The sequence below is a fragment of the Shewanella ulleungensis genome, from assembly GCF_014648315.1.
In the GTDB taxonomy this organism is placed as follows: Bacteria; Pseudomonadota; Gammaproteobacteria; order Enterobacterales; family Shewanellaceae; genus Shewanella; species Shewanella ulleungensis.
Window position 1 is genome coordinate 480,619 of sequence record NZ_BMQW01000002.1, and the last position, 17,394, is coordinate 498,012.

The window sequence follows — 17,394 nt, forward strand, 5'->3', positions numbered from 1 at the left end:
ATTAATTAGCTGAGTGTATTTACCTCTAATTAACAATCAGTGTGAACAAGATTGTAATAATAGGCAAGGTTCAAGATTAATATCGTTGTTATTTACCTTATTTTATTAACTTATTTAACCAGTCATCCTCGCTTTTGTCTATGTTCACCTGTTGTGTAGAATCAATAAAGCATCTTACATCAAACTTTAGGTTTATTGAGTATCGGCTATAAGCACACTAGCACTTGTAAGGTAATTCTCATCAGCACCAGTATGGCGCTAACATGAGTGCTTTTAGTTTAGATAAAATAGATAACACAGATATCGTGTTATTATTGAGCAAATGATAGGAAGTAGCATGGCTAAAGCTCCAAAAATGGCATTTGTGTGTGACGATTGTGGCATGGATTATCCGCGTTGGCAGGGACAATGTCGTTGTGGTGCCTGGAATACCTTGGTTGAAGTCCGCCTCTCAAGCGCTAAAACTGCGGCGTCTCGTCCTGCTGTATTAGGTTATGCTGGCGCTGCGGGTGGCGGTGCTAAAAAGCTGAACGAGGTTGAGTCTGTTGAAGCCGAAAAAAGGCTCACTGGAATTGGTGAGTTAGACAGGGTGTTGAGTGGTGGACTCACTACAGGCTCTGTTAATATTATTTCAGGTGATCCTGGCGCAGGTAAAACGACCTTATTGTCAGATTTAGTCGCGCGTATGTCTCAGTCTACGGCATCGTTATATTGTACAGCTGAAGAATCATTGTCTCAGTTTAAAAATCGAGTTAATCGTTTAAAGCTTAATTATAACGAAGATAATTTATACTTATTATCTGAAACCAGTGTCGAATCCATCATTGAAGAATTAGAAGCTAAGCAAATTAAGTTTGCGGTTATTGACTCAATTCAAGCCGTGGTGACTGAAAATGCGAATGGCAGTCCAGGATCGCCTTCGCAAGTTAAAACTGCAGCTCAGGCATTTACGCAATATTGTAAAAAAAATAACGTCACTATGTTTATTATTGCTCATGTTAATAAAAATAACGAAATCGCTGGGCCGCAAACCTTAGTACATATCGTTGATTCTTTATTGCACATCGATACCAATGACGGTCAAATTCGTACTCTCAGAGCTAATAAAAATCGTTTTGGTGACGTCGATACCGTAGGTATTTTTCGCATGAGCGAACGCGGTATGATCAGTGTAGACAATCCGAGTGAAATATTTTTATCTGGGTCGACGACAGAATCTCCAGGATCGACAATTACCTGTATTCGTAAAGGAAATCGTAATTTATTATTAGAAATTCAATGTTTAACTACTGAGACCGAATCCGAGTTTCCACAGCGCGTCTGTGTGGGGCTTAATATGAACCGGATTAAAATGTTAACTGGGATTTTGCGTAAACACACTAAGACTAAAATTTTCCATGATACTTTTTTCAATATCGTTGGTGGTTTGAAAATCGATGAGTCTGAAACCTGTATCGACTTAGCATTGGTTACGGCGTTGCTCAGCAGTTTAAATGATTTTGTTATCCCACGAACCACCTGCATTATGGGGGAACTGAGTTTAAATGGGGATGTAAGGCCTATCGACAGTGGCGTGCCTAGAGTGAAAGAAGCCGCACAACATGGTTTTACCGAGATTTTCATTCCATTTCGTAATTATCATAAATCGATGGAAGGGTTAGGGGCTAAAATTACTCCAGTTAAAACGATCCACGAGTTACTCGAACTGATTAATTAATGGTATGTGTCGCTAGGGCCTGTTGATCTTTCAAGGTTGTTTTTACTGCGAATTGCTGGCCATTACTCACATATACAACTGTGCGGCAGAGACTTTGAGGTGTAGTTATTTTTCATAAAAAGTCGATAACGCAGTAAAAATGGCCAACAAACGTAGCCCGAAAGGTTCTGCTAAAAATGTTTTACTCTTAGTTGAATGATTCTTTGCAAATAAAGAGTTGCTAAGATGACTTGGCATCAATCCATTCGCCTCGATTTAGACGTTTTTAACTCGAAAAAAATTCAACTAGCAAAGATCAACAGACTCTAGAACAATCGAAATAAAAATGGCAAACCAGACTGGTTTGCCATTTTTTTTAATACTAAAACAGGATTTGTTGCTATGGCGTTGGTGTCACGAGTGAATTAAGCTCACGATCCAGTAGCTCTGCATCTCCCATATTCAATTCAATAATGCGGCGTAAATGAGTAATACTCTCAACGTCGATATGAACACATTTGAGCCCGAGATGATCTGGGGTTTTATGTACAATTGCCGCTTGCATTTGCAGTTCAATATCGGAATCTGGCAGCACAAATGCTAAGGTTACTACGGTATTGAGTTGCCCAGTATAACCCGACGGTAACTCTACCAAAGCCCCATTAAGACTCAAGTCTAAAATTTTTGTTCGCCAAGTTTGTTCTGTTTGCTCAATATGCGCGCTAGCAGCAAATAAAATACGAGAAAACTTACGTCTGTCGTCCATGGGTTACCCTTAATGCATTTAGTGATAACGGGATACAGCCCGCGACCATTGAGTATGTTGTTATCTCTTAAGCATACTCGAATTTTACTTTTTTCGCTGGGTTTTTAAGCTAAAAAAGGAGCGCGTTGCGCTCCTTTATGGGATGGCTCACAAATATAGCAAGTCTTGCTTTATATAAGTAAATGACCCATTAGCGCGATAACTGGCAGTGTCACCAATGTACGCAGGATAAAAATGACAAACAGCTCAAAAAAGTTAACTGGTATTTTACTGCCAATTAAGAGCGCGCCCACTTCACTCATGTATATCAACTGAGTCACAGATAACGCCGCAATCACAAAGCGGGTTAAGTCAGACTCGATTGAACTTGCCAAGATAGAAGGGATAAACATGTCTGCAAAACCAACAACAATTGTTTTTGACGCTTCTGTTGCTTCAGGTATTTGCAGTAGTTCTAATAATGGAATAAAAGGCATACCCAAGTAATTAAATATCGGTGTGTGCTCTGCAAGTACCAGTGCCACGGTACCAATTGCCATGACCACAGGAATGACACCAAAAATCATGTCAACAACGTTTTTTATCCCTTCAACTAGTACCTGCTTTACGCCACCTGCAGTGGATGCCCGTTGCATAGCTTGCTCAAAACCCCAAGAGAATACCCCATGGTTTTCTGGCACGCTTTCATCATCTTCATGACGCGGAGTGTTGTCAATATATGTGTCTTTCTTCCAGGATAATGGTGGCAATTTAGGCACGATAACGGCGGCAACAATACCGGCTAAACATACGGTAAGGTAAAAAGGTACAAACAAGTGCTCAAGTTTAACTTGTGAAATAACTACTAGGCTGAAGGTGATGGATACTGCTGAGAATGTAGTGCCAATAACCGCAGCTTCTCTTTCAGTATAAAAACGCGTTTCATACTGCTTGTTGGTCATTAAAATACCGACGCTGCCGTCACCTAACCAAGAAGCCATACAATCGATAGCGCTTCTGCCAGGTAAGTTAAAAATAGGCCGCATAACTTTAGTGAGTAATGTGCCAAAAAACTCAAGTAAACCGAAGTTTAATAAAAGTGGCAGCAACATGCCGGCAAAAATAAACACCGAAAATAGAACCGGTACTAAGTCATTGAGTACTAGGCCACCAGTCGCCGAAGACGTGATTATTTCAGGACCTATTTGTAAGTACACCATTACAATGAATATGGCACCTAAAATACGCGTTGCTAGCCAGAATAAATTGACCTTTAATAAGGTGCGTAAAAAATGATTCTTGCGAATGAATTGAGGATTCACCAGGCGTGTGAGTAAAGAGGCTATTGCCATTAATACGACAATGCCAGCAACGATTAATTGAATCGAACTGCCCATTTCTGTTTGTAGCGCTTTAGAAATAATCGCAATCGGAATGGTGATCGCGCCATCAACACTGATAGGCGTCATAAACAGTAAAAGACCAATCAATGATGGGATAATAAAGGTCAGAATTGTTTTAATGTTGTGTTTTTTTTGTGTCACGTTAAATACACCTTACGTATGTGCTTTAAAGTGGCTCGCTGTGCAAGGCCACTGTGATTAATGGACGATAAGTGAATGTCCATTCAGCTGTACTTTTAGGGAGGCAAGGTTACCCCCTTATTTGTGGTATGTAAAATGATAACTGAGACGAATAGATATTAGTTAAATGTGGGTAGATATACGTGTTTATTATCACGTATTAGTCCTAATTAATAGGCAAATTAATGATTGATAGTGTCGTTGTCACTGGTTGTTTTAACGTTTCGATAGTGGTCACTATAACCATGATTCGCCATTGTTGTAATATTGACTCCACGACATTGCAAAATCATTCATGATAAAAGAAAAACATCACATCTAATGACAACGTGTGTCATTAGATGTGATGTGAATATTATGCCAGAGCAGGGGGGGCGGTAAATTTCATACCCGGTAGCCCAAACCAATATCCATTACAATTGTGAGCATTGGTTTTTACAAGCTCGTATTGTCTCAGCTCGTCTTGTAATGTTGCATTATCACTCAACTGAACGTGGTTTAGTAACGTTGCTAAAGTATTTCCTAAGGCAACATCGGCTAATTTATTAGGTGATATACGCCAATAATCGATCCCCATTTGGATCATTTGAGGGATCTGGCTGATAAGATCCACTTGTGCCGCCGATTGAGTTTGAATGCCATTCAATCTCAGCAGTGGTTGAGACTCTTGTGTTTGAGCTAAAAGGCCTTTGCTATGTCGTTGGCAAATTGTTTGGCATTTGTCTTTCGGCAACTGGTAATGCTTTGCGGTAAAACAACGAGCTGAATGCGCTAATGGTAAATAACCGTGACCGAGCACTTCGATTTCATATTGTGGTTTAGTGTCTGAGTCGATAACGGCTTGTAACCAGCTTTGTGATAATTCACATGGCATTACAAAGCGGTACATGCCTTTTTGATGTAACAAATCCAAGCTTGCTCGATTGTAGTTATTAATTGTGGGGCCACAAACAAAGGGCACGCTAGCCTGGTGGGCATAATACACGCCAGCCATGTCGTTGGCTTCAATGCTAAAGTCACCATTATTGATTGCACGTTTTAGTTCATTGAGTTCAGATTGCGCTTCGACTAACGCCATCGTCGACAATACCACTTTTTTACCATGATCTTTGAGCATATGTGCCAAAGCCAAATAATCAGCAAACTTTAGTTCTCGTCGACGACTGCAGACGGTTTCACCTAGGTATACCGTATCAATGTTACTGTTTGCGACTTGTTGATAAAATTGCTCGACATCTACTTTAGACCAGCAATAACTTATCGGTGCTAGAGATATTTTCATAGTAACCCTTATTGCCACTGGCGCTCATAAGCGCCTAATGTCGTAATTTGTCCTTCTGACACTTTGGCTAATGCTTGTGACCATTTAGGTTGTTCGGCAAACGATGCCGGTGACGATAAATAAGTGTCAATTGCACTACGCCACACTTGAGTGACTTGACTGACATAAGCTGGACTTCTTTGACGTCCTTCAATTTTGAGTGACGCGATACCTGCTTTTGCCAGTTCTGGCAATAAGCTGAGAGTGTTTAAGCTGGTGGGGGATTCAAGTAAGTATTTAGCATCATGATCATATTGAGCCACATAACGGCCTTTACACACCACTGGATAGCCCAATTGTTGGCTAGCATCTGCTTTATCTATTAATACATCGTTTAATCGGGTTAATTTGTCGCTGCCACTGTCTTGCCAGCGCACATGATTAGCAGGCGAGCATGAGCCGCCAGTATTTGGGGACTGGCCTGTCACATAAGATGATAGATGACAGCGCCCTTCGGCCATGATGCATAAACTGCCAAAAGCAAATACTTCTAGCTCGACAGGGCTCACTTTGGCTAAGTCTCTGACTTGCTTTATTGATAACACTCGAGGCAATACCGCGCGCTCTATGTTAAATGCTTCTTTGTAAAACGATAACGCACCTAAGTTGGTGGCACTCGCTTGCACTGACAAGTGTAAAGGCAAATGTGGATGATGTTGATGGGCATAACTTAATAATGATAAATCAGCTACGATTAACGCATCCATATTGAGTTGCGCTGCTAAATCAACTGCCTGATACCAGCGTTGTTCATGCCCAGGTTTTGGGAAGGTATTTAAGGTTAAAAAGACTTTACGACCTTGGCTATGAGCCAGTTGAGTTGCTTGTGCCAGTTGCGGCGCTGAAAAATTTAAGCCTGCGAATGATCGCGCGTTGGTGTCATCTTTAAGTCCCAGGTACACCGCATCGGCTCCAGCATTTAAGGCTGCTTTTAGCGAGGCTAAATTACCTGCTGGGCATAAGAGTTCCATGTTGATGTGCTCATTATTTTTAAAGAACAGGAGTGTAAATGTGATTGAGTTAACATGAATTGATTTAAAACAGGTTTCGTTGGATAAATTGCCAGTAAACTAGCTTGCTAAATCGATCTCTTTGCAGGTAGGACCCCTTAATGGCTCAAGCATTTCAACAACGTTTATCTGAACACATTTTACATTTTGCGCCACAGGTGAGCCGTCGCTCAATAGCGATAGTTCCTGTAAAAATGAAAATGGCCCTCATTACTCAAATGCTGAATTTAGTGTTGGCTGAACAAGTTAATTCTGGGGAATTGGCATTTTTAAACGATAAATCAGTCGGAATTTGTGTTGATGATATTGATTTGCAATTTCAAGTTGGGATAAATAATAGGTTATTGGTACAGCCGATGAGTAACCCGAATGTTATTTTTAGTGCAAATGTGCCTGAGTTACTGTTAGTCGTTGCAGGAAAAGAAGATCCCGACACCCTTTTTTTTCAACGTAAATTACGTATCGAAGGTGACACTGAACTTGGGCTAGAAGTGAAAAATATATTGCTGTCGATTGAGCTCGATTCGTTACCAACTCCGGTGAATATAGCGGTCAATAAATTGGCTCAACTTTTACAAACGTTAACTTCGACAAAAGAGAATGGTTAACTATTTTTGTGATTCCATTCTATTGATATTCGATGTAAGAATAACTCAAACGGCGCCGATGGCGCCGTTATGCTAATCCACGCGGCAGTGTTTTTTTAGTTTTTACTGCCTGTAATGGCAGCATATTTAACCAACAGCTCATCTTGTGATTCAACATGTAAAGGGTCTGGGTCAATACAATCGATAGGGCAAACCGACACGCAGGTGGGTTTATCATAATGCCCCACGCATTCGGTACACAATGCAGGATCAATTTCGTACACCTCTTCACCCATTGTAATAGCCTCATTGGGGCATTCGGGTTCACACATGTCGCAATTAATACAACTATCGTCAATGATTAATGCCATATAAGGTTAACCTGGTTGATGAGGGTTTCGGGTATCAACACCCTCAGGTAAATTACGCATTAGCATCGCTTTTTCAATATCAATATTCATGGGAATAGGCATAAAGATAAAGTGCCCCGATCCCAGAGCTGCCTCTATGGGTTGGTTTTTGCGATTGACCAATGTTTCAATAGTGATAACAAAATTACCTTCGGTTGTCATTACTTCAACGCTGTCGCCCACTGAAAACTTATTCTTTACATCAACTTCAGCAAGGCCTTGTTCATTACGCTTACCAGTAAATTCACCTACAAATTGCTGGCTATTACTGACAGAGTGACCGTACTGATAGTTCTGATATTCATCATGCACATGGCGGCGTAAAAAACCTTCGGTGTAGCCTCTATGTGCTAAACCTTCAAGGTTACTCATTAGGGTTCGATCGAAATCTTTACCTGCTGCGGCATCTTCAATGGCTTGACGGTATAATTGAGCAGTCCGCGCAACATAGTAAAATGACTTAGTGCGGCCTTCAATTTTTAATGAGTCGATGCCCATACGAGTTAATCGGTCAACATGTTGAATAGCGCGTAAATCTTTAGAATTCATAATATAGGTACCATGCTCATCTTCAAAAGCTGGCATGTATTCTCCCGGCCGACCAGCCTCTTGCAATAACACTATCTCACTACTTGGTTGGCCAGCACCTAAAGTCGGCGTTTCTATTTGTACTGGCGCAGGCATCGCTATTACATCACCTGTTTCAGTTTGCTGCGCAGGGTGTACGTCATATTTCCAGCGACAGGCATTTGTACATGTACCTTGATTTGGGTCACGCTTGTTAATATAACCAGATAACAAGCAACGGCCAGAGTAAGCCATGCATAGCGCACCATGAACAAACACTTCAAGCTCAATGTCTGGGCAACGTTGGCGTATTTCTTCTATTTCATCTAAAGACAGTTCACGCGATAAAATAACTCGTTTAATCCCTTGTTGCTGCCAAAACTTTACTGAAGCCCAGTTAATCGCATTAGCCTGAACAGATAAATGCACTACTTGCTCTGGAAACGTTTCGCGTACCATCATAATAAGTCCAGGATCTGACATGATGACCGCGTCAGGTTTCATTGCAATAACAGGTTCCATGTCTTTTATATAGGTTTTGAGTTTAGCGTTGTGTGGCGCGATATTACTCACCACGTACAGTTTTTTACCTAATGCATGTGCTTCTTCAATCCCTGTGGCGAGGTTTTCCATTTTAAAGTCATTATTTCTCACCCTTAAGCTATAACGTGGTTGGCCGGCGTACACCGCATCGGCACCATAAGCGAACGCATAGCGCATGTTTTTTAACGTGCCAGCAGGGGATAATAATTCAGGTTTAAACATAGTTTTCTCGGCTTACAACAGGGTTTGCATCTTCAGGGGGCGCAAGCTTACTTAAGGACATTAGCGGGTACAAATATAGCCTTGGGAAATGTGAAGTGGGTTGTACTTTTATAGTTATCCTGGCAATCCATATCAACAAATATTCCAAAAAGCGTAATTAATTGACTTGGTGGTTTTTGAGTAATCGCAAACTGGATGTGTTTGGGTATATAATCTTCAGCCTTAGTGAATATTATTTTTTATGGAGACCGCATGTCTACCGAACATCAACTCTTGGTTGGATTATTAAAGAAGCTTAAAGACGATGCATTGGTGTTGCCAACATTGCCAGAAGTGGCCATGAGAGTACAAGAGGTAGTGGCGCGTAAGGATTCAAGTCTCAAGCAGGTTGGGGATATTATTGGCCAAGATGCTGCGATTTCAGCGCGAATTATTAAAGTGGCTAATAGTGCTTTGTATTCTCGCGGAAATAAGGCTGAAAATATCAGTGCAGCCGTTAACCGTATTGGCTTAGTGCAAATTAAATCTATTACTACGTCAGTGGCCATGGAGCAGTTGTTCATCTCAACTAATGAAATGGTATGGGAAGTGATGGATGAAGTGTGGAAAACCTCCATTGAGGTGACTGCATCATCTTGCGCGATGCTTGAAATATACAACAAGCGAAATCCTGGCAAAAAGTTAGATCGCGAAACATTAACTCTTGCAGGTTTAGTCCACAATATTGGCGCTTTACCCGTACTCACAGAGGCTGAAGTACATCCTGAACTGTTTAGTCAAATCGAACAGTTACGAAGCCTTGTTCGTAAAATGCAAGGTCCAATTGGTCGTGCGGTCCTTAAAACGTGGGACTTTGCCCCTGAAGTGATGGAAGTGGTTGAGCGTTGGGCTGACTTGCACTACATGCCAGAAAAAGTCACTTATTTGGATTTCATTCGCTCTGCGGCATTTTATACTGGTGAATTGCGTGCTGGTGAAGAGCTAGATGAGCGTTTAGGTGTTTTTGCCGAAAGAGGTTTGCCTGTAACGCCAGAAGATTTAGCCAGTGATGAGTTTATCGATATGTATCATTCGATTAAACAAAGCTACCAGTAATGTATAGATAGCAGTATGGTGCTTACTTATCGGCAGAGGTAAAACTCTCTTCTGCCGATATTATTGTGAGTGACAAGTTAGCTCGTAACTTGTGTTTCTGTAACATGCTGTCCGTCACATGCCGTAGTGACATGAATGAAAATACTAACTTAGTTGTTATCGTGCACTTATATGAGTTGCAGCAGTATGCATAACTTAGTAAAAAACGTGACAGTTTGATTGTAAAGCCGATAGAGCAACCCATGCCAATGATGAAGCCATAAATGACCAATGTAATGATTGTTTTGCTGTGTATCACTACCATCGCCGCAGGCGTTATCGGGTTTATGTATTGGCGTCAGCAACACTCAATACGGCAATTAATTGCTGCATTACAACGGCAAATACTCAATCAAGACACCTTTATTGTCGACACATCGCATCCTTCGCTCACTCCGCTTATCAATGTCCTTAAAGATTTACATCAATCCAGTCTTTTTAGCACTGAACGAGACAAATTAACGGGCTTAACAAATCGCGTTGGATTTAAGCGTAAAATGCTAGCAAAAATGCCAGTGTCTGAAGGCATGTTGGTGCTGGTGGACATTAAGCAGTTTCGGTTTGTGAATGATTTATTCGGCTTTTTATTTGGCGATAAGCTACTTAAAGCATTTTCAAAACGTATAGAAAGTGTAGAGACTAAACCGCAATTTATTGCCCGTATGAACGGTAATGAGTTTCTGTTGTTTTTCCCACAACCGCTGACCCTCATACAATTAACCCAGCTAAAGCACGATTTACAATTACCATTTGAGATCGAACAACAGCCAATAAGCATCAAAATGCAATTAGGTGTGTTGTCTCTAGCCGAACATCATGCCGATGTAAGTTTGACGTTAAGACGCCTAGATTTAGCGCTTAAAAAAGCCAAAACCTTAAAACAACCGATTGCTTTTTATGATCAAGATGATGATAAAGCTCAGTATCGAGAATTGTTGATCATTAATGGTTTACCAAAGGGATTAAAGCAGAATCAATTATTTATGGTTTTTCAGCCTAAGCTTGATATTCAAAGTGGTCAGTGCCAGCAAGTTGAGGCGTTAATTCGCTGGCAGCATGAAGGGTTAGGATTAATATCACCAAGTGAGTTTATCCCATTAGCTGAACAAACTGGCATGATTGACATATTAAGTACTTGGGTGTTAGAGGCGGTTGTTTCGCAGCAAGCCAAATGGCGAGAAAAGGGTATTTACGTTAAAGTTGCCCTTAACCTATCATCTACCGATCTTGATAACCCTAATTTGGCAAACGATGTGGCTACTAAGCTGGCTCAATATTTAGTGCCCGCAGAATGCATTATGATTGAGATTACTGAAAGTGCACTGATGGTGTCGTTAGAGCAAACCATTATTACCCTAAATAAATTGCGTGATATAGGCGTAAAGATTGCTATTGATGACTTTGGCACAGGGCATTCATCGTTAGCGTATTTACGTTTTCTACCCGTTGACGAAGTTAAAATTGATAAAGCATTTTTAGATGAATTTGAAACTTCAACAGCGGCAAAACAAATCGTAAAAACCAGTATTGAACTGGCTAAAAGTTTAGGGTTTGAGGTAACGGTAGAGGGAGTCGAATCTAAGTCTGTTTTAGAAACATTACATGCTTTTGGTGTAGATACTATTCAAGGTGACTATTTTGCCAAACCCGCCACGGCAGATGAGTTTGAACATATCTATCCGCAATTAACTCATACTGTTTAAAGGGCTTCTTAAAAGACTATCTTTCGTTGTTATCGTTAATTACTCGTCATACCGCTCGATAAAAGTGAAATTAATGAGGGCGGCATGGGTGCGAGCTGTCGTTTTTGATTCATACACACCATTTCTATATTAGCTGTCACTGCCGCTTTGGTTGCATTGGGGCGCCAAATAGATTGCTGCCAAACCGTACGGAATTTACTTTCAAAATAAAATTGGGTGCGTACTTCGACAATATCCGCAAACTCTACCCCATCATGACACACCATGTCCGTTCGATATACGGCGAAGCCAAGTTGTTGCTGTTGCCATAAATCACTGAGTATTTCTGCGCCGATAACGTGTTCCCGCGCTCGTTCAAAGTACTTTAAAAAATTAGGATGATATACCACGCCAGAGAAATCTGTATCTTCATAATAGATTTGCACTTTAAACGTGTGGATAGGACTGTATTGTGGTGTCGGAGCAGTTGGGTTCATTTTGCAGTGACCTTAGGCCTTAAAAATCGAGTGGTACAAGCAATTGTTGATAGTGACCTTGTTGCTTTAATTGTTGTAAGCCCTTATCAAGTCGTATGCTTAATTCTAATGCCTGAGGGTGATGTTTAGACAATGCCACGAAAATTTCACTGGTGTGATTAGTGAATTTGGCGACGATATCTTGCTTTACGCCCATTTGTTCAATATAAACATCGGCTACCATATCATACATAATGGCACTGTCTATTCGATTGACTAGCAGCAAGTTAATTAATTGTCTTTGACTTTGTACCTTAATTATCTTCAGTTGACGCTGGTCAATTAGTTGCAGTAATTCATCGCCATATTCATAACCGTCGATAATGCCAATGATACTACCTAGTGGTAATTGCCATTTATCTTTAGCATTGACAGTGTTTGTTTTGGCGAAAAAAAATGATGCATTAACAGTGAATAATGGCACTTTGCCAAAAACAAATCGTTTTTGCGTGCTTTGTTCTTTGGTGACGTTAAATACGCCATCAACCGTGCCACGCTCGGCCATAATGAGTCCTCGAGTGTAAGGGACTACAATGGTTGATACTTCTACATCGACTTGTTTAAATGCTTGTTGAATGAGATTATGAGATATACCGCTACCAAATTCGTCGGCAAACGGCGGCCAACCGTCTTCGGCTGCCAAGGTTATTTTTATCGGTTCAGCCATTGCAGTGTTTAGCGTCAAACTGGCGCAAACAATGGCAAATAAACAAAACGCCACTTGAGTATAAACCCGCGTAAAAGTGGCTTTAAGTCGTTTTTTTGAGTAACCGATGAACAACATACAATCCTTTTTTGACTGGTCCTAATTTAGCGGGCGGATGATAACACTTTTTATCGCTAAAGTGATACGCACAGTATTAAGGCGTTGCGATGCTGCGCGAGTGAACTGCCCGCGTATTACTTATGGATACGCCACTTCTAGCTCGTCGTTCATGATGCAACTTTGCTGTAATAAATTTTGTGTTCCCGCCGAGTTAAGTGCAGGACTGAATAAAAAGCCTTGTACTATTTTACATTGATAATGCTTTAATTTTATCAATTGGGCATGGGTTTCAACCCCCTCAGCAATCACGTCTAATTTTAGTTCATGACCTAACTTTATGATGCTTTTTAAGACGATATTACTGGTTTCTTTGGGAAGCATTGAGTTAATAAAGGCTTTATCAATTTTTAGCGTATCGATTGGGAATTGGGTTAAATAGTTTAATGATGAATAGCCTTTACCAAAATCATCGAGTGCAATACGCACTTTGAGTTGCTTTAACTGGAATAATACCGCCTTAGCGGCTTTGATGTCTTTAATTAATAACGACTCGGTAATTTCAAGTTCTAGCATATGAGCCGGGAATTGACTTTGCTGCAAAATGGCGGCTATATCGGCCACAATATTGGGCTGCGACAATTGTAATGGTGAAATATTGACTGAAATATTACCGTTTAAAATGCCCTGTTGATGCCATTGATAACCTTGCACACACGCTTGTGCTAATACCCACAAACCAATGTCGATAATTAAACCGCTATCTTCTGCTTCATCAATAAAGCGACTGGGCGAAATCATCCCGTGAGTTGGATGGTCCCAACGTAATAAAGCTTCAAGCCCTAAAATTCTGTTGGTGCTAACACAGCATTTTGGTTGGTAAAACACGCTAAGTTGATTATCTGGCAAGGCATTATTTAATTGATTCTTAATCAATAGCCTCTCTAAAAGTGCGGTAGAAAGTTTTTCGTTAAAGAAATAACTGCCATTACGACCATTTTGTTTGGCCGCGTACATAGCAGTGTCAGCGTGTTTTAATAATGTTTTAGCATCAACGCCATCACTCGGATAGCAAGCCACCCCGATACTGGCTGAACTGTTAAGCCAGTATTCATTAATTTGATAACCTGCATTCAGTGATATTCTAATTCTTTCGATGATATTGACTAAGTCTTGGTTAACTTCATCTTCAACAGGTTCGTATTCAATGATTAGCGCAAACTCATCACCACCTAATCGTGCCAGCACATCTTGTTGTTTTAAGCCGCGTTGTAAGCGTTTACTGACCTGGATAATCAGCTCATCGCCAATATCGTGTCCCATAGAGTCATTCACTTCTTTGAAATGATCTAAATCGATAAAGACAATTGCGGCGGTTTTCTGTGGATTACTGATGAGTAATGACAATTGCTGGTTGAAGTTAAATCGATTAGCAAGTCCTGTTAGGCTGTCATAGTTGGCCCTGCTGCTGAGTTCTTTAATTTGTTTAAAGCGCGATAGAACAAATAAAATAATGACTAATAAAATAAGTATCGCTGATGCAATTAACGCGTAAAACCACCAGGCTTTATTGATGGTGAAAGCAAACTCCGCTTGTTGTGGACTCCAAATGCCATCGCTGTTAGTGCTTTGAACTTTAAACACGTAATCACCCGCAGCAAGGTTGGTGTACATTGCATTAGGTTGTTGGGTGGTTATCCAATCTTGATCAAATCCGGTAAGCATGAAACGGTAAATATTACGTTCAGGTGCGGTATAGTCGAGTGAGGCAAAGGAGAACTGGATCATATTATTGTCGTAATCAACACTTGGCGGTTCAATGACCCTGTTGGTGTTACGATAGGTGTAAGATGTATTGGCTATTTTTGCCGAGGTTATATGCACCGGAGCAACGAAATCATTTTGACTAATGCGTTTAGTATCAACTTGTATCACGCCTTTATTACTGCCCAATAATAGCTGGCCATTAGTTAGCTCAATCGCACCTTCGTTAAAGGCCAAGTTGGTGTCATTTATGGCGCTAGGGTAGTCAATAACCTGTTTTGATTTGATAACGTATTTAGTTAAAGCATGGCGACTGGTTAGCCATAAATTGCCTTGATCGTCACCCGTTACTGCTTTAATTCTATTGTCTGTTAGCCCTTGTTTACGGGTAATATATTCAATTTGGTAAGGTTGCACTGCATCAGGCGTTAGGGATATTTTTACTAAACCAAGTCCTTGAGTTGCTGCCCAGATATTGCTGTCCTCATCTTGATAAATTCCACCAATACGAATGTTTTCTCGTTCATTGCCCAGGCTTAAATGTTGGGTTGTATCGGTTGAGGGATCAATAATAAAAATCCCACTGGTTGTAGCGAGCCACAAATCACCATTTTTGGCGATTAACGAATCAAAGGTAAAATTACCACCTGAGGTATAGAGGTTATTGGTATCGTTAAAGTAATGTTTCAAAATGCCTTGTTTAGGGTTGAATAGCATCACACCAGCATCTAAATAACCAGTTACCCAAACATTGCCTTTGTTATCAGGGTTTACTGTATAGAAATCGGTATCAGGAAAACCATGGATATTACCGGGTTTGTTACTAAAGTGGCTCACTTGCTGAGTGTCATTGTCTAGGTAGCTCAAACCATTAGAATGTGAAATCCATAAATTGTCTTTCTCGTCAGCTTTAACGTTCCAAATATTACCTGTTAGCGCTTTATTGTTGTCTAAGATCAATGGCGACAAGCTGACAGTTTGTTTTTGGGTATCTATTTTATCAAGACCGCTATCATTGGCTATCCAGGCATCGCCTTGTGACGTTATGCTGATTGCGTAAGTATTAGCTCCCGAAAGTTCAGAATCTATGGCTAAAGGTCTATAAATGCGGCTCGATTGTTTCAGCGGGCTGTAATACGCAGCGCCTTGGCTAGTGGCAAACCAAACAAGCCCAGAAGAATCAATAAACACATCATCGACAAAATTACTCGCTAGGGTGTGTTCATTAAATGCTTGCGCTTGAATCACTTCAAATTGGCCTGTATTAGCAGATAAGACTGCTGCGCCTTTATCGGTACTTATCCAAATACGGCTGTCAGAATCAATGGCGATACTCGTGACATAATCACTTGGAATAGAGTGACTGTGATGCGTGCCAGTTGGCGTAGTTGCAGAATCTGTTTGTTTGCTGCTTTTTGTATATTGCTTATATGTACCTGAGTTGGGATTGAGGTGGATCAGTCCAAAATGCTGGGTTCCAAGCCAAAGTTGTCCATTGGCGTCAATCTCGCTTGCCAAAATATAATCATTAAATAAATCTTTAGTAGTTGCTGTTGATTGTGACGATGAAGCGACTTGCGGGTTAAATAAACGCAGGCTTTTTTGATCTGGCTCTAGAATGGCTAAACCATAATCGGTTCCGAGCCATAATCGTTGTTGTTTATCAGCAATGATGCTGTAAATCGAGGTTTCAATGGGAGTGCTTTGAGAATCTAGGTATAAAGGTATTGACGTAAATTGGCTCGCATTAGGCTGCTTTAATTGTAAACCACTGCCGGTACCGACCCATAAATTCTGCTTGGGATCTTGATACAGTTTCATTATCCAATTGGTATTTTGGCTAAAGTGCTGTTGCGATAGCGGGAAGCTTATGACTTCATCATCAAGGTTGAGTTGATTTAAACCGTCCTCGGTGGCAAACCAAATATTGCCTTGGCTGTCTTCGATAACATCGGTCACAAAATTATTAGAGATATGTGTTCTTGTGCCGGGAGAAAACTGAAAGTTAATAAACTCTTGGCCATCATACCGGCTTACGCCAGCATCAGTTGCAAACCACATAAACCCATTTTTCTGTTGGTAAATCATGGTCACTGTTGTTGAAGGGAGACCATCGGCAACATTAAGGCGCTCGATTTGATATTGTTTACCGTTAGCATCTAAAACGAGTGTAAACGATAACAATAACCCTAAAAGGTAATTGGCTATTTTATGGCAAGGGGAAAACATGACATACCTTTTTATTGAGCGAGTATTGCTTAGTGTAAGCCGCTACACAACCATACCGGATGAAATATTGTAAAAAACTGTCGGTAAGTTGTATATGAAATGCTGCTAATGATCAAATCATTAAAGCAATAATGTGCTGTCTATAGGGGTAAATTGCTGGCATTGGTCAATGAGCGATTTTGCGGTTAATCGTTCGACACTAATAACATGGGTATAGCATTGTGTGTTTTGGTTGATTTTTTTGAGTAGCAAATCAAAATCACCGTCGCCCGAGAGTAAAATCACCTCATCTACTTCTGGCGCAATCTCCAAGATATCAATGGTAATACCCACATCCCAATCACCTTTTGCTGAACCATCACTGCGCTGAATATAAGGCTTAGTTTTTACGGTAAAGCCAATGTGTTTTAAGGCATCTTGAAATTTAATTTGACCGTCGTCAGCGGGGGCAATGGCATACGCAATGGCATGGGTTATGTCACCGCGCTTTGATAGTTGTTGGTATAATGCTCGGTAATTAAACGATCGGCTAAAGCCTTGTTTACAGGTGTAATAAATGTTTTGTACGTCTACAAATACCGCAAGATTAGTCATTATTACAC

The 17,394-nt window shown here is 40.6% G+C and carries 14 protein-coding genes; 4 read left to right on the forward strand and 10 right to left on the reverse strand.

Annotation, left to right across the window (positions count from 1 at the left end):
• Positions 1–337: 337 nt before the first annotated feature.
• Positions 338–1,717: a DNA repair protein RadA gene (gene radA, locus IEY40_RS05865; RefSeq protein WP_188954235.1), complete on the forward strand. Its 1,380-nt coding sequence runs from the start codon at positions 338–340 to the stop codon at positions 1,715–1,717.
• A gap of 379 nt (positions 1,718–2,096) precedes the next feature.
• Here the strand turns inward: radA and IEY40_RS05870 are convergent, their stop codons facing one another.
• The 4 genes from IEY40_RS05870 to ubiU form a co-directional block, all read right to left on the reverse strand.
• The gene (locus IEY40_RS05870) at positions 2,097–2,462 is read right to left on the reverse strand and encodes a PilZ domain-containing protein (protein ID WP_188954238.1); all 366 of its coding nucleotides are present in this window, start codon (positions 2,460–2,462) and stop codon (positions 2,097–2,099) included.
• 170 nt (positions 2,463–2,632) lie between these two features.
• A complete protein-coding gene (locus IEY40_RS05875; RefSeq protein WP_188954240.1) occupies positions 2,633–3,985 on the reverse strand; it encodes a YjiH family protein in 1,353 nt (450 codons plus the stop codon).
• Between the two features lie 394 nt (positions 3,986–4,379).
• Positions 4,380–5,306, reverse strand: coding sequence for a U32 family peptidase (locus IEY40_RS05880; protein WP_188954242.1), 927 nt, complete (start codon positions 5,304–5,306; stop codon positions 4,380–4,382).
• A gap of 8 nt (positions 5,307–5,314) precedes the next feature.
• Positions 5,315–6,316, reverse strand: a complete 1,002-nt coding sequence (gene ubiU, locus IEY40_RS05885) for a ubiquinone anaerobic biosynthesis protein UbiU (RefSeq protein WP_188954244.1) — start codon at positions 6,314–6,316, stop codon at positions 5,315–5,317.
• Between the two features lie 140 nt (positions 6,317–6,456).
• On the opposite strand from ubiU, the gene ubiT reads away from it, so the two are divergent.
• Positions 6,457–6,963: a ubiquinone anaerobic biosynthesis accessory factor UbiT gene (gene ubiT / locus IEY40_RS05890; RefSeq protein WP_188954246.1), complete on the forward strand. Its 507-nt coding sequence runs from the start codon at positions 6,457–6,459 to the stop codon at positions 6,961–6,963.
• Positions 6,964–7,058: 95 nt separating this feature from the next.
• Here ubiT and IEY40_RS05895 read toward each other — a convergent pair whose 3' ends face one another.
• Together IEY40_RS05895 and trhP are read right to left on the reverse strand one after the other, a co-directional pair.
• The gene (locus tag IEY40_RS05895; RefSeq protein WP_188954248.1) at positions 7,059–7,313 is read right to left on the reverse strand and encodes a YfhL family 4Fe-4S dicluster ferredoxin; all 255 of its coding nucleotides are present in this window, start codon (positions 7,311–7,313) and stop codon (positions 7,059–7,061) included.
• A gap of 6 nt (positions 7,314–7,319) precedes the next feature.
• Positions 7,320–8,684, reverse strand: coding sequence for a prephenate-dependent tRNA uridine(34) hydroxylase TrhP (gene trhP / locus IEY40_RS05900; protein WP_188954250.1), 1,365 nt, complete (start codon positions 8,682–8,684; stop codon positions 7,320–7,322).
• Positions 8,685–8,936: 252 nt separating this feature from the next.
• Here trhP and IEY40_RS05905 point away from each other — a divergent pair, with 252 nt between their 5' ends.
• Both IEY40_RS05905 and IEY40_RS05910 read left to right on the forward strand, forming a co-directional pair.
• The gene (locus IEY40_RS05905; RefSeq protein WP_188954252.1) at positions 8,937–9,779 is read left to right on the forward strand and encodes an HDOD domain-containing protein; all 843 of its coding nucleotides are present in this window, start codon (positions 8,937–8,939) and stop codon (positions 9,777–9,779) included.
• 263 nt (positions 9,780–10,042) lie between these two features.
• Positions 10,043–11,521: a putative bifunctional diguanylate cyclase/phosphodiesterase gene (locus IEY40_RS05910; protein ID WP_188954254.1), complete on the forward strand. Its 1,479-nt coding sequence runs from the start codon at positions 10,043–10,045 to the stop codon at positions 11,519–11,521.
• A gap of 35 nt (positions 11,522–11,556) precedes the next feature.
• Here IEY40_RS05910 and IEY40_RS05915 read toward each other — a convergent pair whose 3' ends face one another.
• The 4 genes from IEY40_RS05915 to IEY40_RS05930 all read right to left on the reverse strand — a co-directional run bounded on the left by IEY40_RS05915 (position 11,557) and on the right by IEY40_RS05930 (position 17,386).
• Positions 11,557–11,997 carry a thioesterase family protein gene (locus tag IEY40_RS05915; protein ID WP_188954256.1) on the reverse strand — a complete coding sequence of 147 codons (441 nt, stop codon included), beginning with the start codon at positions 11,995–11,997 and terminating at the stop codon, positions 11,557–11,559.
• Positions 11,998–12,016: 19 nt separating this feature from the next.
• Positions 12,017–12,820 carry a substrate-binding periplasmic protein gene (locus IEY40_RS05920; RefSeq protein WP_188954258.1) on the reverse strand — a complete coding sequence of 268 codons (804 nt, stop codon included), beginning with the start codon at positions 12,818–12,820 and terminating at the stop codon, positions 12,017–12,019.
• A gap of 120 nt (positions 12,821–12,940) precedes the next feature.
• A complete protein-coding gene (locus tag IEY40_RS05925) occupies positions 12,941–16,792 on the reverse strand; it encodes an EAL domain-containing protein (RefSeq protein WP_188954260.1) in 3,852 nt (1,283 codons plus the stop codon).
• Positions 16,793–16,912: 120 nt separating this feature from the next.
• Positions 16,913–17,386: a LabA-like NYN domain-containing protein gene (locus IEY40_RS05930; protein WP_188954262.1), complete on the reverse strand. Its 474-nt coding sequence runs from the start codon at positions 17,384–17,386 to the stop codon at positions 16,913–16,915.
• Between the last annotated feature and the right edge of the window lie 8 nt (positions 17,387–17,394).

Bases quoted from the DNA above. Each gene is read 5' to 3' on its own strand.
- radA (WP_188954235.1), top strand. From the start codon at position 338: ATGGCTAAAGCTCCAAAAATGGCATTTGTGTGTGACGATTGTGGCATG.
- IEY40_RS05870 (WP_188954238.1), bottom strand. From the start codon at position 2,462: ATGGACGACAGACGTAAGTTTTCTCGTATTTTATTTGCTGCTAGCGCG.
- IEY40_RS05880 (WP_188954242.1), bottom strand. From the start codon at position 5,306: ATGAAAATATCTCTAGCACCGATAAGTTATTGCTGGTCTAAAGTAGAT.
- ubiU (WP_188954244.1), bottom strand. From the start codon at position 6,316: ATGGAACTCTTATGCCCAGCAGGTAATTTAGCCTCGCTAAAAGCAGCC.
- ubiT (WP_188954246.1), top strand. From the start codon at position 6,457: ATGGCTCAAGCATTTCAACAACGTTTATCTGAACACATTTTACATTTT.
- IEY40_RS05895 (WP_188954248.1), bottom strand. From the start codon at position 7,313: ATGGCATTAATCATTGACGATAGTTGTATTAATTGCGACATGTGTGAA.
- trhP (WP_188954250.1), bottom strand. From the start codon at position 8,684: ATGTTTAAACCTGAATTATTATCCCCTGCTGGCACGTTAAAAAACATG.
- IEY40_RS05905 (WP_188954252.1), top strand. From the start codon at position 8,937: ATGTCTACCGAACATCAACTCTTGGTTGGATTATTAAAGAAGCTTAAA.
- IEY40_RS05910 (WP_188954254.1), top strand. From the start codon at position 10,043: ATGACCAATGTAATGATTGTTTTGCTGTGTATCACTACCATCGCCGCA.
- IEY40_RS05915 (WP_188954256.1), bottom strand. From the start codon at position 11,997: ATGAACCCAACTGCTCCGACACCACAATACAGTCCTATCCACACGTTT.
- IEY40_RS05920 (WP_188954258.1), bottom strand. From the start codon at position 12,820: ATGTTGTTCATCGGTTACTCAAAAAAACGACTTAAAGCCACTTTTACG.
- IEY40_RS05925 (WP_188954260.1), bottom strand. From the start codon at position 16,792: ATGTTTTCCCCTTGCCATAAAATAGCCAATTACCTTTTAGGGTTATTG.
- IEY40_RS05930 (WP_188954262.1), bottom strand. From the start codon at position 17,386: ATGACTAATCTTGCGGTATTTGTAGACGTACAAAACATTTATTACACC.